This window comes from Flavobacterium sp. FlaQc-47 (genome assembly GCF_044006475.1).
Taxonomy (GTDB): Bacteria; Bacteroidota; Bacteroidia; order Flavobacteriales; family Flavobacteriaceae; genus Flavobacterium.
Genome location: NZ_JBIPCQ010000001.1, coordinates 1,371,009 through 1,390,527, shown reverse-complemented (window position 1 = coordinate 1,390,527; position 19,519 = coordinate 1,371,009). Strand labels below are relative to the sequence as shown.

General features: G+C 33.8%; 10 protein-coding genes. 6 read left to right on the top strand and 4 right to left on the bottom strand.

The genetic code is table 11. From position 1 onward, the window contains the following. Positions 1-113: 113 nt before the first annotated feature. Positions 114-7,007 (bottom strand): S8 family serine peptidase, encoded by a 6,894-nt coding sequence (locus ACHRVX_RS05805; RefSeq protein ID WP_395330156.1) that lies wholly within the window; start codon positions 7,005-7,007, stop codon positions 114-116. A 304-nt stretch (positions 7,008-7,311) separates the two neighbouring features. Continuing rightward, a complete protein-coding gene (locus tag ACHRVX_RS05800) occupies positions 7,312-7,995 on the bottom strand; it encodes a DUF4294 domain-containing protein (protein ID WP_395330154.1) in 684 nt (227 codons plus the stop codon). An 81-nt stretch (positions 7,996-8,076) separates the two neighbouring features. Here ACHRVX_RS05800 and ACHRVX_RS05795 point away from each other — a divergent pair, with 81 nt between their 5' ends. The 6 genes from ACHRVX_RS05795 to ACHRVX_RS05770 all read left to right on the top strand — a co-directional run bounded on the left by ACHRVX_RS05795 (position 8,077) and on the right by ACHRVX_RS05770 (position 16,797). Continuing rightward, entirely contained in the window at positions 8,077-9,165 is a 1,089-nt protein-coding gene (locus tag ACHRVX_RS05795) for a M42 family metallopeptidase (protein ID WP_395330152.1), read from the top strand. 65 nt (positions 9,166-9,230) lie between these two features. Then, entirely contained in the window at positions 9,231-9,911 is a 681-nt protein-coding gene (locus ACHRVX_RS05790; protein WP_395330150.1) for a response regulator transcription factor, read from the top strand. Beyond that, positions 9,908-11,269, top strand: coding sequence for an ATP-binding protein (locus ACHRVX_RS05785; protein WP_395330148.1), 1,362 nt, complete (start codon positions 9,908-9,910; stop codon positions 11,267-11,269). Before ACHRVX_RS05790 ends, ACHRVX_RS05785 begins: the two co-directional genes overlap by 4 nt. An 83-nt stretch (positions 11,270-11,352) precedes the next feature. Next, the gene (locus tag ACHRVX_RS05780) at positions 11,353-12,597 is read left to right on the top strand and encodes a TolC family protein (protein ID WP_395330146.1); all 1,245 of its coding nucleotides are present in this window, start codon (positions 11,353-11,355) and stop codon (positions 12,595-12,597) included. Between the two features lie 12 nt (positions 12,598-12,609). Then, the gene (locus ACHRVX_RS05775; RefSeq protein ID WP_395330144.1) at positions 12,610-13,695 is read left to right on the top strand and encodes an efflux RND transporter periplasmic adaptor subunit; all 1,086 of its coding nucleotides are present in this window, start codon (positions 12,610-12,612) and stop codon (positions 13,693-13,695) included. Between the two features lie 3 nt (positions 13,696-13,698). Continuing rightward, complete coding sequence (locus tag ACHRVX_RS05770; RefSeq protein ID WP_395330142.1) at positions 13,699-16,797, top strand: efflux RND transporter permease subunit; 3,099 nt, start codon at positions 13,699-13,701, stop codon at positions 16,795-16,797. Between the two features lie 790 nt (positions 16,798-17,587). On the opposite strand, the gene ACHRVX_RS05765 is transcribed toward ACHRVX_RS05770, so the two are convergent. Further along, on the bottom strand, positions 17,588-17,965 hold the full coding sequence (locus tag ACHRVX_RS05765; protein WP_395330140.1) for an ankyrin repeat domain-containing protein: 378 nt from the start codon (positions 17,963-17,965) through the stop codon (positions 17,588-17,590). A gap of 514 nt (positions 17,966-18,479) precedes the next feature. Then, a complete protein-coding gene (locus ACHRVX_RS05760; protein ID WP_395330138.1) occupies positions 18,480-19,433 on the bottom strand; it encodes a phosphoribosylaminoimidazolesuccinocarboxamide synthase in 954 nt (317 codons plus the stop codon). Positions 19,434-19,519: the final 86 nt, after the last annotated feature.

Sequence of the window (19,519 nt, the reverse complement as noted above, 5' to 3'; positions counted from 1 at the left end):
GGATTGATCCGTAAAAACTATCATTTATACTTTAATAGAAATTTTCAATTAATATATATACCAAAAAAAAAGCGACTACTAAGTAGTCGCTTTAATGGTTTAATCAAAAATATTTATTTTATAATTAATTTCTGAATAGATGTGTTTCCATCTTGTTCTACTTTAATCAAGTATACTCCGGTTTGTAAACCTGAAAGATTTAATTCATTTTTTTCTGTTTGAACTGAAAGTACTTTTTTTCCAGCCATATCAGAAATCAAAATACTTTTTGTTCCTGCTGATGCTGTTTCTATGTAAACTTTATCCTCTGTAACAGGATTTGGATACAATACAAAACCGTTTATAGCATTTGTAGGCAATCCTAAAGTACATACAGTACTTGAAACATTTACTATACGACTTACAATAGTCTCATTTAGCAATGCATCTTTAACAGTATATACTAAGGTATATTGACCCGTAGTATTTACGTCAACCGTACCTGAAACGACAACCGAAGCTGTTAAGTCTGTATTTAAATTATCAGCGGCTGAATAACCTGGCTCTACAAATGCACAACCTTTATCAATTGTAATTGTTGGATTACCTAAAAGAGTAATCGTTGGTTTAGCAACTTCAATTGTTACAGTCCAGTTTTCTACAGTTCCGTTTTGAGCAGTTACAGTATAAACTACAGGTGCCGTATAATTTAGAGTTGTTACTCCGCTATTTTGAATATATGTTCCAATACGCAATGCAGCAAAATCTGAAAGCTGAAAATTAGGAACTAATGCACTCAAATTAGCATTATTATTAACCAATACTTTTATGGTTTTTAATGCCGGATCTATAACGCTTGCTCCTACTTGATTTGCAACTGAATAACTGATAATAGTTGCTTCTGAATTTTTAGCATTAATAGTAACCGTATAATTGGTTTGTGATAGTTTATTTTCTGAAACTACAGTTACCAGGAAACTATTTGTATAATCTGAAGCAGTTACTTTTGAATTTAACTGTTTTACTCCATCAATATACAATTCTGCTCCAGGAGAAACAGCGAAATCTGCTACTAAATTTGATACATTGTAACCAAATGGAACTGTTTTTGTAGCATTATTTCCAACTATATCTGTATTGATTTCCTGAACTAAACCTGGATTTGATGCTGTTTTAAAGTCATAAGCAAGTAATTTACTTTCATTACTTAATCCTGTAATTACTTTAATCGTATATGTTTCAGTGATTCCGGTATTGAAACCAACACCTTCTACTGTTAAAGTGACCGGATTTGTAAAATCGTTTGACGTAACTCCATTAACCTGAGTAGTTCCGTTTATTTTTGCAATACTATTCATTCCTAATGAATAATTAGCAATTGCAGCCGTAATATCAGCTCCGTCATTTAACAGAATTGAATAAGTTTTCGTCGGAATATCATACGAAGATGAAAGTTGATTTACAAATTCTAATTTTTGTAACAATACTGGTACATTCCAAAATTTACCTTCTCCTAAACCATTCGTATCTGCGTTTGTTACTACAGCAGTGTTATCATTAGTTGTGCTGTCAAAAACAAATTGTTTATCTCCTTCTGAAAAAGAATAGTAAGCCACTAATCCAGGCTCATTTCCAACATATTTTGTCATTGCATTAGCAACAATTGTCGCCTGATCACGAACAACTGACCAAATACGAACTTCGTCTATATTACCATTTAAACCACGTGCTAAACCTGCATTATTACCTATGTAGGCAGCAGCAGTACTATTTGTAGATGCTGCATTTGCAGTTCCTGTGCTTGTGTAAGGAACAGCAACTCCATCAATATAAACTGTATACACATTAGCAGCACTTACTGTAAAAGCAATATGATGCCACGTATTTTGTTTAATAGAATTTACTGCTGTGTTTATAACATACGAACCTGTAGGAGTTGTAATTGAAACTACTAAACTATTCTCTTTGTAAATAGATAAATTGCTATTATTATGTACAAATGCCAATACTGTACTTTTATCTATAATTCTGCCATATACTGTTGGCGCTTTTTGATTTATCCACGCTTCGAATGTATAATTATTAGTAAGATTTAAAGCTGGAGTAACATCTGTTTTGATAAAATCATTAACTCCATCAAAAGTTCCTGTAACATTTGTTGCATAATTTGCAGCATGTGATAGCACTAATGATTTAGCATCATTGGTAACATCTGTATCGCCCGCTAACTGTGTATAAACATCGATTGTATAATCTCCGGGCGCTCCTAAATCAGCTTTTGTAGTAAATGTAAAATTAGCTGTTGCTCCTGCAGCGATTGAACCTGTAAAGTTTTGTACTACTTCTGTACCTCCGTTAATTTTATAGGCTACGGGAAAATTAGTAATTGCCGTAGTTGAATAATTACGAATCACAGCAGCAACTGTTACCGGTGCATTACCTGGTTTAACTGGCGCTGCAATTCTTTCTACACTTGCATCAGCAGCTGTAAAAGGCAATACATTAATGGTATATTCTTCTACTTCAAAATCGCTTCTTGAACTTGTTAAACCATCAAAAGTGGGTCCTAAATTAACATTATAATATTCTGATGGTGAACGGAACATGTGTATTACACGCATTAATTTTTCACCTCCAACAGTTCCTGCCGGAATTGTTAATCCTCCAACTAAAGTGAAATTATTTCTAAAATAGTGGGTATTTGTTGTTGACGGGATTGCAGGTGATGCAGAAGTTGGTGTAGTATTTACCCAAAAAGTTCCTGCATAAAATTCATCTGTCAAATTGCCATCTCCGTTTAAATCTATAACAATCATTGTAAAGACTCCTACAGCCGATGCTGACTGATCTCTAGTGATTGGTGTTTCCGGTTTTGTAATTGTTACTTCCGGCTGATAAGTAAATCCTGCGTAAACTGGAATCTTGATTGCTTTAAAATCAGAATATGCAGTAGTTCCAGAAGTATTTACAATGTCATTCCATTTTAACTTCGCAATGGCGTATCCATTTGTATTAGTGTGAACCGGCAATTCATTTTTGTTATAAACAATTTTTTCACGTGTATCATTAGTTGCATTATCATCGGCAATATCAACTCCACTTTTGATTGTGTAAGTGGCATCAACAATTGATAAATCTGCTTTTGTTGTAAAAGTAAAACTCACAGTTGCATAAGCTGCAATAGTAGGAACAACATCAGTAACTTTTGCCCCGCCATTTATCTGATAAAAAACAGGATAATTTGTTAAAACATTTGGTCCTAAATTAGTTACTCTGATAGTGATATCATGTGCATTTGTTTTTTTACCAAGAACTTCAGGAGTAACTATTGAAGCTATAGCTGCATCATTAACTACTGGTTTTGCAACACAGGTAATATCTGCAATCCATCCTCTTCCGTTTTCAATCTGATCAGAAACAAATCTGAAAGTCAATTCTCCTCCAACAGCAGTAGATGTTAATGATGGTGGCAAATTGCCGCCTGTATAAGTACCTAATAATGTAGCTGCAGTTGTTGGTCCATTATAAATGTATAAAAAGTCATAGTCTTGTTCTAAATCGAAGTCTGTAAAATTTACATTAATGCTGCTTCCGGCTGTTTGAGGCTTAAATGTAATTACTTGAGTTAGCTGATCACCATAGTTTCCATAACGAGTTCCGCCATCTGTAAATGAGGCCGAACAAGTTGTTACAGAAGGCATTGTTCCTATTACGACATCAGTTCCTACATTTGTCACTGTTTTTTCAATAGTATTGTTATCAATTACAGTATCACCTGTATAATTAACATTTGCTATTACCGTATATAAACCCGGAGCTGAAAAATCTGCTTTTTGTACAAAGTCATAAGATACTTCACTCAAAGGATTTACAGGTCCAGGAATAGTTTCAACTACTTCTGCTCCACCATTTATTTTATAGGAAACCGGAATATTGCTTACTGCAACCGGAGAGTGATTGTACACTTTTACTTTTACTGTTTCGGCAGCTGTAACTCCTGTATTAGGAATTAAAGAGGACAATTCAAGATCTGTAGCTGTAGCTTCAAACAGTGAAACATTATCAATAAATACTGAACTATAAACGTTCTCGTTACTAACCACAATAACATCATTATCCATAACCGACTCAAAAGCGATGCTAAATGTAGTGCCGGCATACGCAGATAAATCATATATTAATTCCGTATTTCCTGCTAAAGCAGTTCCACCGTAAACTGCTACATTTTCATAGCTGTTTACCGGAGTTCCGTTTACGACAAGTCTGAAAAAGTTTTTATTTACTGCGCCAACACTGTTCCAGATTAGATTAAATTTTAAACGAAGTGCTTTTCCTGCAAGTGTTGAGGCATCAATATCACAAAAAGATACTTTTTTAATAAAATTAGGATTATTTGCAAAAGCGTTTGCTGATGTGCTGGCAACCCACGGAGATGCAGATACGTCACCTGATCCAGCCATTTTTGCTCCATCTAAGAAATTAGCATCAATATATTCGTATTTTACAATTCCTGTTGTTCCTTTTGAAAAAACGTAGTTAGTTGCTTTTCTTGAATTAAAATTTTCAACAAAAGGTAAGGTTACAGCATTGATTACTGGTGCAGAAACCGGCTCTACATTTACAGCTCTAACTCTTTCAGAAACAATTCCTGTTGCAATATCTACAGTTCGTACTGAAAACCAGTTATCAGTTCCCGAAGTAAGATTTGTAAATGTATAAGTAGGATCCGTAACAGTTGCTACAACGTCAAACTTGTATCCATTCATTTTTAAAACTTCATATTTAGCTCCTGCAATTGGATCCCAATCCATTTTATAAGATGATGTACCACAAACAGATGGTGCAATAACTAAATTTTTAGGTTCTGGTATAATATTAAAAATAGCTGTTGAAGCGTCAACTTTTGTTCCCGCAATAACTCTGATTTTTGCATTAGCAACAATTCCCGCAGGAACTTTCCATGCAAAATTCCTAGCTGCTGATGGAATATCTTTTGCTATTAACTGATAGTTAATTCCGCCGTCAACTGAATATTCAAGAGTAAAGTTTTTAGGTTCTCCTTCATAATCCCAACGAATATATTCTGTAGTTTCTGTATTGAATTTTTCTCCTCCAATAGGATAAGTCAAAATTAATTCAGGAGCCACATAATCATACACTACAGAAAATTCCTGAGTAGCAAGTGGAACTTTTGTACCTGTAACAATTATTTTATACGTTCCTGCTGCAGGATTATCTAAAGTTATTTGCTCAATATTGTTCATATTGTCAACTCCGCGCGCAGCATTAGCATTTGGTGCAGTTGGATTTAAAACCCATGGTAAAGTTGTTGTACCATCTTTTACGATTTTAATATCTAAATCATTTATCTGAATCGAAGTTGCTCCCGGCGTACCTTGTATATCTGTATACGCTAGCATAACTTTTAGTGTAACAAGTCCCGCAGGAACTACGATATCTTTTTCGTAAGTGGCCGCATTAGCGACACTTGCCGTATAAAAGTTTTTGTTATCTAAGGCTTTAACAGCTCTAAGACCATTTAAGTTTCCAAATCCGTATTTATAATCAGGACCCGGATTACCAGCATCTTTAGCAGTATTTGTTACTAAAGCTTTCATTAAGGAAGCCAAAGGTTTTGTGCCGTAAATATTTTTATATCTTTCATAAAGCAAAGCTACAGTTCCAGTAGTTCCTGGAGTTGCCATAGATGTTCCGCTCATTACCTGATAAGAGTTGCTGTAATCTAATGAATAAACATCACTTCCAACAGCAGCAATTTGAGGAACTAAACGTCCGTCAATCGTAGGTCCGAAGCTACTGTAACTACTAATTAAATCATCAGGATTATTAGCAGCAACATGCAGTGCGTTTTTAGAATTTTTTGTAGAAGTATTAAATCCTCCCGGATATGCCGTTTGTGCATTTCCGTTAGAATAAATCGTTAAAAGATAAGGAAACAAGTTGGTAACCTGATCATCGCCATAGTCACCTGCATCATAACGTCTGGTATTATATCCCGAAGTTAAATTTACCCCAAAAGAATTTGACGTAATTTCAATACCATCCTGATTAGCAGCAATAACCCTTTCCTGCTGAACTGTTAATTGATTGGACTGAGTATTAAAATTCCATCCGTACATTTGAACTTCAGGCGCCATTCCTCTCGCTCTTGGGTCTAATAAACCTGCACCTCCAATAGTTCCTGAAACGTGATCTCCGTGTGATGAATTATATTCATATTCTCTATTAATAACACGTCCGGTATGGTCTTTATGCTGTTCAAGATTTCCATCCCAAATACCCACTTTAACCCCTTTTCCTGTTAATCCATATCCTAATCCCGGAATTGCGGATCCTAATACATTCGCTTTATGCGAAGTTAAACCTGGTTTATTATCACTTTCCACCGGAGCCGGAACTAGTTCTATGTTCTGAACCCAATTTAGTTTGGCAATTTCTTCCAGTTTCTCCTTAGAAGCAGATAAGTACAATTGATTGAATTCTGATACATTTTTACTGCTTTTGATAAATAAACCTGCTAAATCATTTGCAATAAGTTTATTATCAACACCTTCAAAATAGCTAACCACCACTTTGATTCCGTTACCACCTTCTGCGGCATAATCCGGAATAGCGTTATCAACAACCATTGGATCTAATTTATAATGCGGATCTATTGCAATTGTTGCTCTTATATTATCAGATGCAGTGCTTTTGCTGTAAAAGTCAGAAGAAATTGAAGCATAATAAGCATTGTTAGATAAATAACTTAGCAAAGTTATTCCCTGACTTTTTAATTTTTGCTGCTCGTCTAAAGATGGAATTTTTGTAAACTGCAATAAAGTGTACTCCGTTTTGGGATTTTGTTTGCTTGTAATTTTTTTATCTTTAAACTGTTGTTTAAAATTAGCTGTTGTTGGAATCCTATTTCCATTAATGGAGATAGTAAAATCAGCATCACTTCCCTTCTGAGCCCACAGGGGAATGATTAGTAATAACATAAATAAACTAAGTAATTTTATTCTCATAATGTATTATATTTTGGTTAACAAATGGTTGCGAAGAGTAAACCTACAAATTATACTTTTAACAACAAATTTTATCTCTAAATAATTTGTTAAATAAACATAAAAAAAACACCCCGACGAAGAAAATTATAACAAAAACGCAGTATTCACCGCATATGGCGTGAAAAAAAAAATTTACGAATTAAGTAGGTAAATTCTTTTAAATCAAAATTATTCGTAATCCAAAAACTGTAGTCCAAAAAAAATCCTACAATTACTTGTAGGATTTTTTTAGAGTGAAAATTTTAAGACAGATATATTTACATTAGCGATCTGCTTTTACCTGTTTCGCCTTAGATTCCCAATGATTCATGAGGTCATCATAATTGACAGGATTTGCTGGTTTTTGATTTACTAATCGTCCGGATTCAAATCCTCTTAAAAGGATTGTTTCAATCAGATAATCTTCATTGGATTCAAAAGGTTTGTATTCGCTTTTTAAGCTAATGTCAAATAAATTAGCAGTTGTATTAGACACAAAAGCTTTAAAACCGCTTTTTAAGGTTTTTATGAGTTCATACGTTGTAATTCCGGTTTGTCTGTGTACCAGTTTTACTAAAATCTGCCCCTGCTTTCGGGATAGTTTTTTTAAACGCGCTTCAAATTCATTATTAAGATAATCTTCCACAATCTTAAAATATTTTTTCTTTTCACGATTGGTTTTCAAACGCGCCATTCCGTTATTCAGGGCAGTAAGTCTGTCCGCAGCTAATTTTGCATACGGATATACTTTATAAACCCTGTTTTGCAGAATCAGAAATTGCTTTTGCGACTCCGGATCCAGTTTTTCCTTAGAGATAATAATCTCAGGCAACTCGATAGTATCGTTTAAAATAGAATCCTGTTCCGTCAATATATACCCCATTTGCTGGTTTTCCTTTGGCGTGACCTGAGCCTGACTTGTAAACGAAATCAGTATAAAGAATAAAATGCAGTAAGTAAATCTCATTGAATCATAATTTAAGTGTAAAATTATATATTTATATACAACTCTAATACCAAATTTATAAATTAGCAAAAAAATATTTTTATGAGCACAGAATCTATCTTAAAAGATACCTCAATTGCTTTCCTGGAAAGCTACCTCAATAACGCCTCTCCTACCGGATATGAAAGCGAAGGCCAAAAACTCTGGATGAATTATTTAAAACCATATGTTGACACTTTTATTACAGATACTTATGGAACGGCTGTAGGAGTTATTAATCCTGATGCCCCATTTAAGGTGGTAATTGAAGGTCATGCCGATGAAATTTCCTGGTACGTCAACTATATTACGGATGATGGATTGTTATATGTTATCAGGAACGGTGGATCTGACCATCAGATTGCACCATCAAAAAGAGTGCATATTCATACTAAAAAAGGAATTGTAAAAGGAGTTTTTGGATGGCCGGCAATTCATACGCGCTTGCGTGACAAAGAAGAATCACCAAAAATCAGCAATATTTTTATTGATTTAGGGTGCGAAACCAAAGAACAGGTTCTGGAAATGGGCGTCCATGTCGGTTGTGTAATTACATATCCTGATGAATTTATGATCCTGAACGAAAATAAATTTGTTTGTCGCGCCATTGACAACAGAATGGGCGGTTTTATGATTGCCGAAGTTGCCCGTTTATTACAGGAAAACAAAAAAACACTTCCGTTTGGTTTGTATATCGTAAACTCAGTTCAGGAAGAAATTGGTCTTCGTGGAGCCGAAATGATTGCGCAAACCATTAAACCAAATGTTGCCATTGTTACTGATGTTTGCCACGATACAACAACACCAATGATCGACAAAAAAGTAGAAGGCGATCTTAAAATGGGTAAAGGTCCTGTAATTGCATATGCTCCCGCAGTTCAAAATAAATTACGTGATTTGATCGTAGATACAGCCGAAGAAAATAAAATTCCGTTTCAGCGTCATGCCACTTCTCGTGCTACGGGAACAGATACAGATGCTTTTGCTTACAGTAACGGCGGTGTTGCGTCTGCATTGATCTCCTTGCCTTTGCGTTATATGCATACCACTGTAGAAATGGTTCATAGAGATGATGTTGAAAATGTAATTAAGCTTATTTATGAATCTTTATTGAAGATTGAAAACAATGAAAAGTTTTCTTATTTCAAATAAGATAAATTCTAAAAACGCAACTTCGGGTATTTAATTAATAACCGAAGTTGCTAATAAAAACCAAAATGAAAATACTATTACTCGAAGACGATTTTACTTTATCAAAAGAAATTTCAGCATTTTTTACTTCAAAACAATTCGAGTGTTTTCCTTATTACGATGGCTCATTATTATTAAAAAAATATTTCCCGTACGAATATGACTTAATCATTCTGGATATTAATGTTCCCGGAATAAACGGAATCGATGTTTGCAAAGGCATCAGGGAAATCGACAAAAAAACACCCATTATAATGTTAACCGCTTTTAGCGAAATAGAAGATAAACTGGCTTCTTTTGATAATGGCGCAGACGATTATTTGGTTAAACCATTCCATTTTCAGGAATTATATGCCCGAATAATGTCACTTTTACGACGAAAAGAAATTCCGCAGCAAGTAGAGAAAAAAATTATCATTCAGGATTTAGAAATTCTCGAAGAGGATATGAAAGTATTTCGTTCCGGCGAAGAAATCAAACTGACTCCAAAAGAGTTCAAATTGATTTTAATTTTGGCTCATGCCAAAGGAAAAGTACTATCAAAGCAGTTTATAGCCGAAAAACTTTGGGATTATCATATCGAAACCAATCAGAATACGATAGAAGTTTATATTAATTTTCTAAGAAAAAAAATAGACAAAGATCATGAAACAAAACTTATCCGAACCAAAATAGGCTACGGATATTATCTAAGCGATCAGGAATGACATTAAAAAACCGAATATCATTATTAGTAAGTTTATTATTTACAATCCTTTACGGATTGGCATCTACATTGATATTCATTTTATATTCTAACTTTAGAAAAGACGAATTTCGTGATCGATTAGAAATCAAGGCACTCTCAAACATTAAACTTTTAGTAAATGTAAAAGAAGTTGACAATCAGCTTTTAAAAATGATTGATCAAAACTCCATCAATAAATTGTATGATGAGAAAACATTGGTTTTTGATTCTAAATACAACCTTATTTACAGCAGTATTGACGATGCTAAAATTAAATGGTCGATTGAAGATCTGAAATACTTAAAAAAGAATAAAACTTTTTTCAAACAACAAGGAAATTACGAAGTTTATGGTGTTTTTTATGATACAAAAGACAGGGATTTTTATGCCTTAATATCCGCAACTGATGATTTCGGTCAACGACGATTACTCTTTTTAAGATATACTTTAGTAGCGTCTTATATATTTTTTACCTGTCTTTGCTGGGTTATAACCTCAATAACCGTCAAAAAGTTAATGAATCCGTTAAATACCTTCCATCAAAAAATAAAAAATATAAACGAAAATAACCTTGATACACGTGTCGAATCAAAAAGTAATAAAAACGAAATTGATTTGATTGCCAACGAGTTCAATTTTATGATGGACAGGATCGAAATTTCCTATCAAAGGCAAAAAGAATTTACCGCACACGCCTCTCACGAACTGCGAACTCCTTTATCCAGAATTACGTCTCAAATAGAAAATGTTATTGCCGATACTAAAACAAGCGATGAAAGAAAAAGTTTTCTGACCAACATTTTATCAGATGTAAACCAATTGACTGAATTAATTAATTCCCTTTTGATTTTATCTAAAATTGACAATAAAAATCATGAAAACAACGAAGTACATCGTATGGATGAAATTCTGTTTTCGGCAATAGAAAAATTAAATCAAAGCTTTCCCGAATTTGTAATTTCATTTGAAATTGAAGAAAGCGAAAATTTAGATACCGCATTAGAAATAAAAGGAAATAAAAACTTATTAGAAATTGCCATAAGCAACGTTCTTAAAAATGCCTGCGTTTACTCAGACAACAAACAAGCAAAAGTTATTATAAGTACGAATGAAGATTTTCTAATTATCTCGATATCAAACACTGGCGCCACATTAAATGACGAGGAACAAAAAATTCTTTTTGAGCCTTTTATGCGGGGACAAAATTCTAAGGGAACTTCAGGCTTTGGGCTTGGTTTACGCATCGTTCAGCGCATTTTAACACTCCACAATGCAACCATAACTTACAGTGTACCAAATATTAACACGAATTTATTTCACTTATTTTTTCATTTGTAATCTTTTTTAAGGTATTTTTAAGGTAGATTTTAAGGCATCTTAAAGTCTGGTGATAGCATATTTGTATAATTAAAAATAATACAATGAGAAAACTATGTGCATTCCTACTTGTACTTTTCGGTCCGGTAGTTTTGGCTCAAAACACAGTTACCCTTCAAGACTGTGAAAGCCAATTTCTTAAAAGCAACCTCTTTTTATTAGCATCGCAATACAACATCGATGCATCAAAAGCACTGACAATTCAGTCCAAAATTTGGGACAATCCCACAATTACGGCAGAATTAAATGCTTACAATCCAGAAAGAAACCAATATTTTGATATTGGAAAACAAGGACAAAAAGCATTTGGCATCGAGCAGTTAATTTATTTAGGCGGAAAAAAGCGCAACGAAATAAAACTGTCTCAAACCAATGAAAAATTAGCCGAATTACAATTCAATGATTTGCTGAGAACGCTAAAGCTACAACTTCGAAAGAGTTTTTTCACTGTTTATTACAACACAAAAAGTCTTGAAACCACAGACAATCAGCTTGCACATATCGAAGAATTGATCAACTCCTACTCTACCCAGGTTCAAAAAGGGAATATTCCGTTAAGAGATCTTGTTCGTTTACAATCATTGTATCTCAATTTTAAAAACGAACGTATGGAAGTTGTGAATGAAAATATTGAAGAACAAGCCAATTTAAAATTACTGTTGAATTCTGCCGAAAATGTAGTTCCGGAAGTTACTAAGGAAGATTTTAATAAATATACTAAAACAATTCCGTTTGATCTTAAAACATTTCAGGACGATGCAATTGCCAATCGTCCGGATTATCTCATCAAACAAAAAGATATTGAAGCTAACGAACTAAACGTAAAATGGCAAAAATCCCTTTCTATTCCGGATATTACGGTTGGAGCCAATTACGATCAGCGAAGCGGAGCTTTTAATAAAGAAGCGAATTTGACACTTGGAATTCCTTTGCCGCTTTGGAACAAAAACAAAGGAAATATCAAATACGCACAAACAATTTTAGAACAGTCAAAAGTTGAAAAACAAAATTTTGACCTGCAATTACAAACTGAAATAACAACCGCATGGAACAAATGGGATGAATCCCGCAAAAACTATGTTGTAATAAAACCTACCGTAAACTCAGACTTTGAAGCTGTTTATAACGGAATCCTGACCAACTTTCAAAAACGAAATATAAGTTTATTAGAATTTACTGATTTTATGGAAAGTTACAATCAGGCTTCGATTCAGGTAAATGAATTAAAGAAAAAAGTAGTGCTTTCAGGCGAAGAATTAAATAGTACCATTAACAAAGACTTATTCTAAAAACGAGACAAAATGAAATATAAACTAATTATAGCAATTGCATTTGTGAGCTTAACAATTGCAAGCTGCAAAAAGGAAGTTGAAAATACAGATACCAATACATCATTTGCTTTAAGCGATTCAATGCTTAAAACAACCACAACTTCAACGGCGCAAACACAACCCGTAAAAAATGTATTGAGTTTTTACGGAAAAATTACGGCTGATAATAATAAAATGATTGACGTTTATCCACTTGTTGGAGGAAATGTAGTAAAAGTAAATGTAGAACTTGGCGATTATGTGCGCAAAGGACAAGTCCTGGCGACCATAAAAAGTACAGATATTGCCGATTTTGAAAAACAATCCATCGATGCCAAAAATGATTTGTTAGTAGCAAAAAACCATATGAAAGTTGCTCAGGAATTATTTGACGGAAAATTAAACTCTGAAAGTGATGTACTTCAGGCTAAATCCGAAGTCAATAAAGCACAATCGCAATTAAGCAAAGTTCAGGAAACCTATAAAATCTACAATATTAAAGCAGGTTCGATTTATGAAGTGACCGCACCAATAAGTGGTTTTATCATTCAAAAAAGTATCAATCAGGATATGCTTTTAAGAAACGATCGTTCTGAGAACATCTTTGATATTGCTGAGATCAGCGAAGTTTGGGCATTAGCAAATATAAATGAAATTGATATTAATAAAGTAAAATTAGGAATCGATGCTGATGTCACCACATTAAGTTATCCGGATAAAGTTTTTAAAGGAAAAGTCGATAAAATATTCAATGTAATCGATCCTGAAACAAAAGCAATGCAAGCGCGTATAAAATTGCAGAATCCCGGTTATATGTTAAAACCGGATATGAACGCTAATATTAAACTGTCCTATAGCGAAGGCGAATCTATGATAGCCGTACCCAGTAAGGCAATTGTTTTTGACAAAAGCAAAAACTTTGTAATGGTATTTAAAGACCGTAACAATATAGAAACCAGACAAGTTGAAGTTTACAGAGTTGTTGGAGAAACTACTTATATATCAAGTGGTTTAAAAGAAAATGAGAAAGTCATTACCAACAATCAGTTATTTATTTATCGCGCTTTAAACGAATAAGACATGAACAAATTCATTAGAAATATTATTGCTTTTTCACTTAAGAACAAAGCATTTACCTTTTTTTGGGTAGGATTATTGGCCGTTGCCGGATTTATTTCTTTCAAGAATATGCCAATTGACGCTTTTCCTGATGTAACCAATACGCAGATCATTATCATCACACAATGGAACGGAAAAAGTGCCGAAGAAGTAGAACGTTTTGTGACTTCGCCAATCGAAATCTCCATGAACTCAGTCCAAAAAAAGACCAGCGTTCGCAGTATTACCATGTTTGGTTTATCTGTAATTAAAATTATTTTTGATGACGGGGTCGATGATCAGTTTGCACGTTTGCAGGTAAATAATTTATTAAAAAATGTTTCCCTGCCTGATGATGTCGAACCGGATGTTCAGCCGCCATATGGACCAACGGGAGAAATTTTCAGATATATTGTAAAAAGTGACAGCAGAGACAGTAGAGAATTATTAACCTATCAAAACTGGGTAATTGACAAACAATTGCGTTCAGTTCCCGGTGTGGCCGATTTAAATGTTTTTGGCGGACAAACTAAAACATATGAAGTTGGAGTTGACCCAATCAAGTTAGCCAAATATAATATTACACCGCTTCAGGTTTTTAATGCTGTTAACGGAGGAAATCTAAATGTTGGCGGTGATATTATTGAAAAAAACGGACAAGCGTTTGTAGTTCGCGGGGTTGGTCTTTTAAAATCAATTCAGGATATAGAAAATATTATTGTCGATGATGCAAACGGAAACCCAATTCTGGTCAAAAACCTCGCTACAGTTTATGAAAGTGCCATGCCAAGGGTGGGACAAACCGGATTAGGCAAAAATGACGATGCTGTTGAAGGGATTGTGGTAATGCGTAAAGGAGAAAATCCTCAGGAAACATTAGCTTTAATCAAAGCAAAAATCAAGGATTTAAATGACAATGTGCTTCCAAAAGACATTAAAATTAAAACCTTTTATGATCGTGATAATTTGATGAATTTCACGACCGAAACCGTAATGCACAATTTATTCGAAGGAATTATTCTCGTTACCTGCGTCGTGTTTCTTTTCATGGCAGACTGGAGAACTACTTTCACCGTTTCAATTGTGATTCCGTTATCCTTATTATTTGCGTTTTTATGCTTAAAAATGATGGGAATGAGCGCCAACTTACTGAGTTTAGGTGCCGTCGATTTTGGGATTATCATTGATGGTGCTGTCGTGATGGTCGAAGGATTATTTGTAGTATTAGATCACAGGGCGCATCAATTAGGAATGACAGCTTATAATAAAATTGCAAAAGGAAGCCTGATTAAAAAAACCGGAGCAGAAATGGGTAAAGCCATCTTCTTTTCTAAATTAATCATCATTACCGCATTATTACCCATTTTCTCCTTCCAGAAAGTCGAAGGAAAAATGTTCTCTCCTCTGGCCTACACATTAGGTTTTGCCTTAATGGGAGCATTACTTTTTACGTTGACATTAGTTCCGGTTTTGTCACATATTCTATTAAATAAAAATGTAAAAGAAAAAAACAATCCGTTTGTCAATTTCTGGGACCGAATTGTAAGCAGCGGTTTTGCATGGACGTTCAAACATAAAGTACAGACACTTATTGGTTCAATAGTACTTTTAGTTGCGGTTTTCTTTTCGGCTACATTTTTAGGAACAGAATTTTTACCACAGTTAAACGAAGGTGCTTTATGGGTAACTGCCGAATTGCCAATGAGCAGTTCGTTGCCGGAAAGTGTAAAAACTGCCGCAATGATCCGCAAAGATTTAGAAAGTTTTCCCGAAGTAAAAAATGTTTTATCGCAAACCGGACGAAGCAATGACGGAACTGACCCAAATGGTTTTGGTTTTATCCAGCTTCAGGTAGATTTAAAACCAAAATCAGAATGGACACGAAAAATAAGCATGGATGATTTAATTAATCAAATGGATCAAAAACTAAAAGTCCATCAGGGAATCACTTATAATTATTCGCAGCCCGTTATTGATAACGTAGCCGAATCTGTTGCCGGTTTCAAAGCATCAAACGCCGTAAAAATTTACGGAGATGATCTTGATAAATTAGATGAATTATCGAACGAAGTTCTGGCTCAGATAAAAAACATTCCGGGAATAAAAGATGCCGGAATTCTACGAAATGTTGGTCAGCCGGAAATAAGCGTTGTTCTTGATCGCGATAAAATGGCCGCTTACGGAGTAACATTAAGTGATGCTCAGGCAGTTTTAGAACTTGCTTTTGGAGGAAAAACAGCCACTCAAAAATATGAAGACGATAAGAAATTTGATGTGCGAGTACGTTTTTCACAAGAATACAGAAAAGATGAAAATGATATCGCCGAACTTAAAGTGCCAACAATTAGCGGAATCAAAATTCCGTTAAAAGAAATTTCCGATTTAAAAACAATTACAGGACCTGCCTTTATTTACAGAGATAATACAAAACGTTTTATTGGCGTAAAATTCTCTGTTCGTGATCGTGATTTAGGAAGTACAATTGCCGAAGCGCAGGCTAAAGTGGCAAAAATGAAGCTTCCAACAGGATATACTGTTGGGTGGACAGGAGAATTTGAGAATCAGGTTCGTGCCAGTGCACGTTTAGCTCAGGTTGTTCCAATAAGTTTAATCGGGATATTTGTGTTGCTGTTTATTTTATTCGGAAACATCAAAGATTCATTACTGGTTTTAGCCAATGTGCCTTTTGCAATTATTGGCGGAATCATCGCATTGCATCTTACCAGAATGAACTTCGGAATCTCGGCAGGTGTTGGATTTATTGCCTTACTCGGAATTTGTATTCAAAACGGAGTTATTCTGATATCCGAATTCCATCATAATTTAAAAGCAAAATTCACCCTTGAAGAATCCATATTTTTGGGAGTAAAAGCACGAACAAGAGCAGTAGTAATGACTGCTCTAATGGCATCAATAGGTTTAATGCCGGCAGCAATTTCTACAGGAATTGGTTCAGAATCACAAAAACCATTAGCTATTGTGATTATTGGAGGTTTAATTACTGCAACAGTTTTAACACTCCTGGTTTTTCCAATTATATTTTGGGTATTCAACCGTAAAAAACATGTTCCTATTGAATAAAGGACTTTACGATTAATTAATTGGTTAAATTAATTTGATTAGGTTTGACGAAAAAGCATCATTATTTTTAATGGTGCTTTTTTATTTTTGCAGTATAATTTATAAAAGAATAATGTAAAAAAGGAAAAAATCTGCTCTATCTGCAAAATCTGCGAGAAATAAAAAAACCGTGTCAAAAAAATTGGTTTATAATACCAATACCCATAATAAAAGATGAGGAATCATAAAATTAAGAATTAGAAGCTATTCCCGCTGTCCTTTCAAATCTTTTAATTTTTAAAGAAAAAAAGGATCAAGACTAAATGTTGTGGAAAAACATAAAAGAGATTAGTACTTAATTGAAGTTGCTTGTTGATAATTCAACAAATAAAGTGGCCTTAAAAAGTTTAATCCCTACGGGATATTTTTCTTGTTGATTTTTATCCTACCAATATTAAACTCCTAACGGAGTAAAAAAAATATCCCGGAAAGATTACATTTAAATACTGGATGATTTTTACCGCAAAGAACGCGCAAAGTTTTTTATAGTAGAGCGTGTTGACAAACACAAAGACCACAAAGCTTTATGTTGACATAGCTTTGTGGTCTTTGTGTCTATATCCATATTCCTTAGTAAAAATCTTTGAGTGCTCTGTGGTGTTTTTTTTCTCTCTCCACAGGTTTTCGTGTTGATTCGAAAAAAGTAAAAGGATTTTCCCTCCCATCGGGGCTAAAAACCCTTAAATAAAAAAATGACCTTCTGCTCAAAGAAGGTCGTTTTTTTATACTAACTCAAACTAGATTTAAACTGTTATTTTTTTGACAAAATAGCAATTGCTTCTTTCGCGTTTGATAATTGTGCGAATTTTAAAGCTGTAAAACCTTTTTCGTTTTTAGCAGATGGATTTGCTCCATTTGCTAATAAAACGTTCATGATTTCTACCTTATTATAACGTGCTGCAATCATTAACGGTGATAAATCTTCAGATATCTCGTTAACATCTGCACCATATTCGATAAGTTTTTTAACAAAATCAAGATCTCCTTTACTAACAGCCACATTTAGTGGTGTAGAAAAACTGTTTACGATTTCCATTTGTGGTTGTACAAATGATGTTTGATTGGAAGCCATTGAAACATTTGCAAATGCTACTAAAGCTACTCCTAAATAAATAATTGAATTTTTCATAATGATTGATTGTTTTAATTGTTGATTTGATTAATGATGATTATTAAATTCTTTGTAAATGTAATTCTATTTGATGTATTATGCATAACAAAGTACTATGTTTTAACTGATTCTTAACATTCTCTTAATATATGTCCTGAAAACTTAAAATTTATGTTATCTCATTAAAAGCTTCTTTACAATAGACGCCATAAAACCAAAAATGTTACAGTAAAATGAAAATTAATTAAAAAAGGATCTAAAAAATTTAAATTCGATAATTCAAAATGTTTATTCATCTAACTTTATTAAATATAAATCCTATGTTATTAGACACTTAGAATTGAAAAAAGTATTTAAATAAATTTTAAAGTGATAAGTTATGTGGGTAGGAAAATTAGTCTCAGTTTTCAGTCTCAGTCCTAACTTTCACTAAATATCATTTGACATTTATGTAAATAAAAATGCCTCGCTATTGGTGATAGCAAGGCATTTTTATTTTTGTAATTAGTCCAGAATATACTAAACCAAATTATTATTTATTTAAAAGATATTCTTTTACATTTTGATCAATGCGATTATCAATATTAGCAATATCAGCTTTTACAAATTTCTCTCCTAAGATATTCTCGTATAATTCAATATATCTTTCAGAAACAGATTCTATATAAGCATCTGTCATTTCCGGAATTTGTTGTCCGTCTTGCCCCTGAAAACCATTTTCGATCAACCAGCGACGTACAAATTCCTTAGACAATTGTTTTTGTTCTTCACCCTTATCCTGTCTTTCCTGATATCCGTCAGCGTAGAAATAACGGGAAGAATCCGGTGTATGAATTTCATCAATTAAAACAATAACACCATCTTTGGTTTTCCCGAATTCATATTTAGTATCTACTAAAATTAAACCGCGTTCTGCAGCAATTTCAGTTCCTCTTTGAAATAAGGCACGAGTAAATCTTTCTAATACAAGATAATCTTCTTCGCTAACAATTCCTTTTGCTAAAATATCTTCACGAGAAATATCCTCGTCATGAGATCCATTATCTGCTTTTGTAGTTGGCGTAATAATTGGCTCCGGAAATTGATCATTTTCCTTTAACCCTTCTGCCATTGTTACGCCACATATTTGTCTTCTTCCTGCAGCATATTCACGAGCAGCATGGCCGGAAAGATAACCACGAATTACCATTTCTACTTTAAAAGGATCACATAAATGACCAACAGCAACGTTTGGATCCGGAGTGGCAATCAACCAGTTTGGTACAATATCTTCTGTTAATTCCATGAATCTTGTTGCAATCTGATTTAAGATTTGCCCTTTGTACGGAATACCCTTTGGTAAAACCACATCAAAAGCCGAAAGTCTGTCTGTTGCCACCATTACCAAAAGTTCGTCGCTGATGTTATAAACCTCCCTGACTTTTCCGCGGTAAACTGATTTCTGATCTGGAAAATTAAAATTTGTAGTTGTGATTGTATTGCTCATTATTGTTAGTTGTATTGTTTTTTTATAAATGCAAATTTAAAACTAATTAAAATAAAAAAAGAATCTATTCAGATTCTTTTTTTAAG

Coding starts and splice junctions, on each gene's coding strand:
- ACHRVX_RS05790 (WP_395330150.1), top strand. CDS start 9,231: ATGAAAATACTATTACTCGAAGACGATTTTACTTTATCAAAAGAAATT.
- ACHRVX_RS05785 (WP_395330148.1), top strand. CDS start 9,908: ATGACATTAAAAAACCGAATATCATTATTAGTAAGTTTATTATTTACA.
- ACHRVX_RS05775 (WP_395330144.1), top strand. CDS start 12,610: ATGAAATATAAACTAATTATAGCAATTGCATTTGTGAGCTTAACAATT.
- ACHRVX_RS05780 (WP_395330146.1), top strand. CDS start 11,353: ATGAGAAAACTATGTGCATTCCTACTTGTACTTTTCGGTCCGGTAGTT.
- ACHRVX_RS05800 (WP_395330154.1), bottom strand. CDS start 7,995: ATGAGATTTACTTACTGCATTTTATTCTTTATACTGATTTCGTTTACA.
- ACHRVX_RS05795 (WP_395330152.1), top strand. CDS start 8,077: ATGAGCACAGAATCTATCTTAAAAGATACCTCAATTGCTTTCCTGGAA.
- ACHRVX_RS05770 (WP_395330142.1), top strand. CDS start 13,699: ATGAACAAATTCATTAGAAATATTATTGCTTTTTCACTTAAGAACAAA.
- ACHRVX_RS05760 (WP_395330138.1), bottom strand. CDS start 19,433: ATGAGCAATACAATCACAACTACAAATTTTAATTTTCCAGATCAGAAA.
- ACHRVX_RS05765 (WP_395330140.1), bottom strand. CDS start 17,965: ATGAAAAATTCAATTATTTATTTAGGAGTAGCTTTAGTAGCATTTGCA.
- ACHRVX_RS05805 (WP_395330156.1), bottom strand. CDS start 7,007: ATGAGAATAAAATTACTTAGTTTATTTATGTTATTACTAATCATTCCC.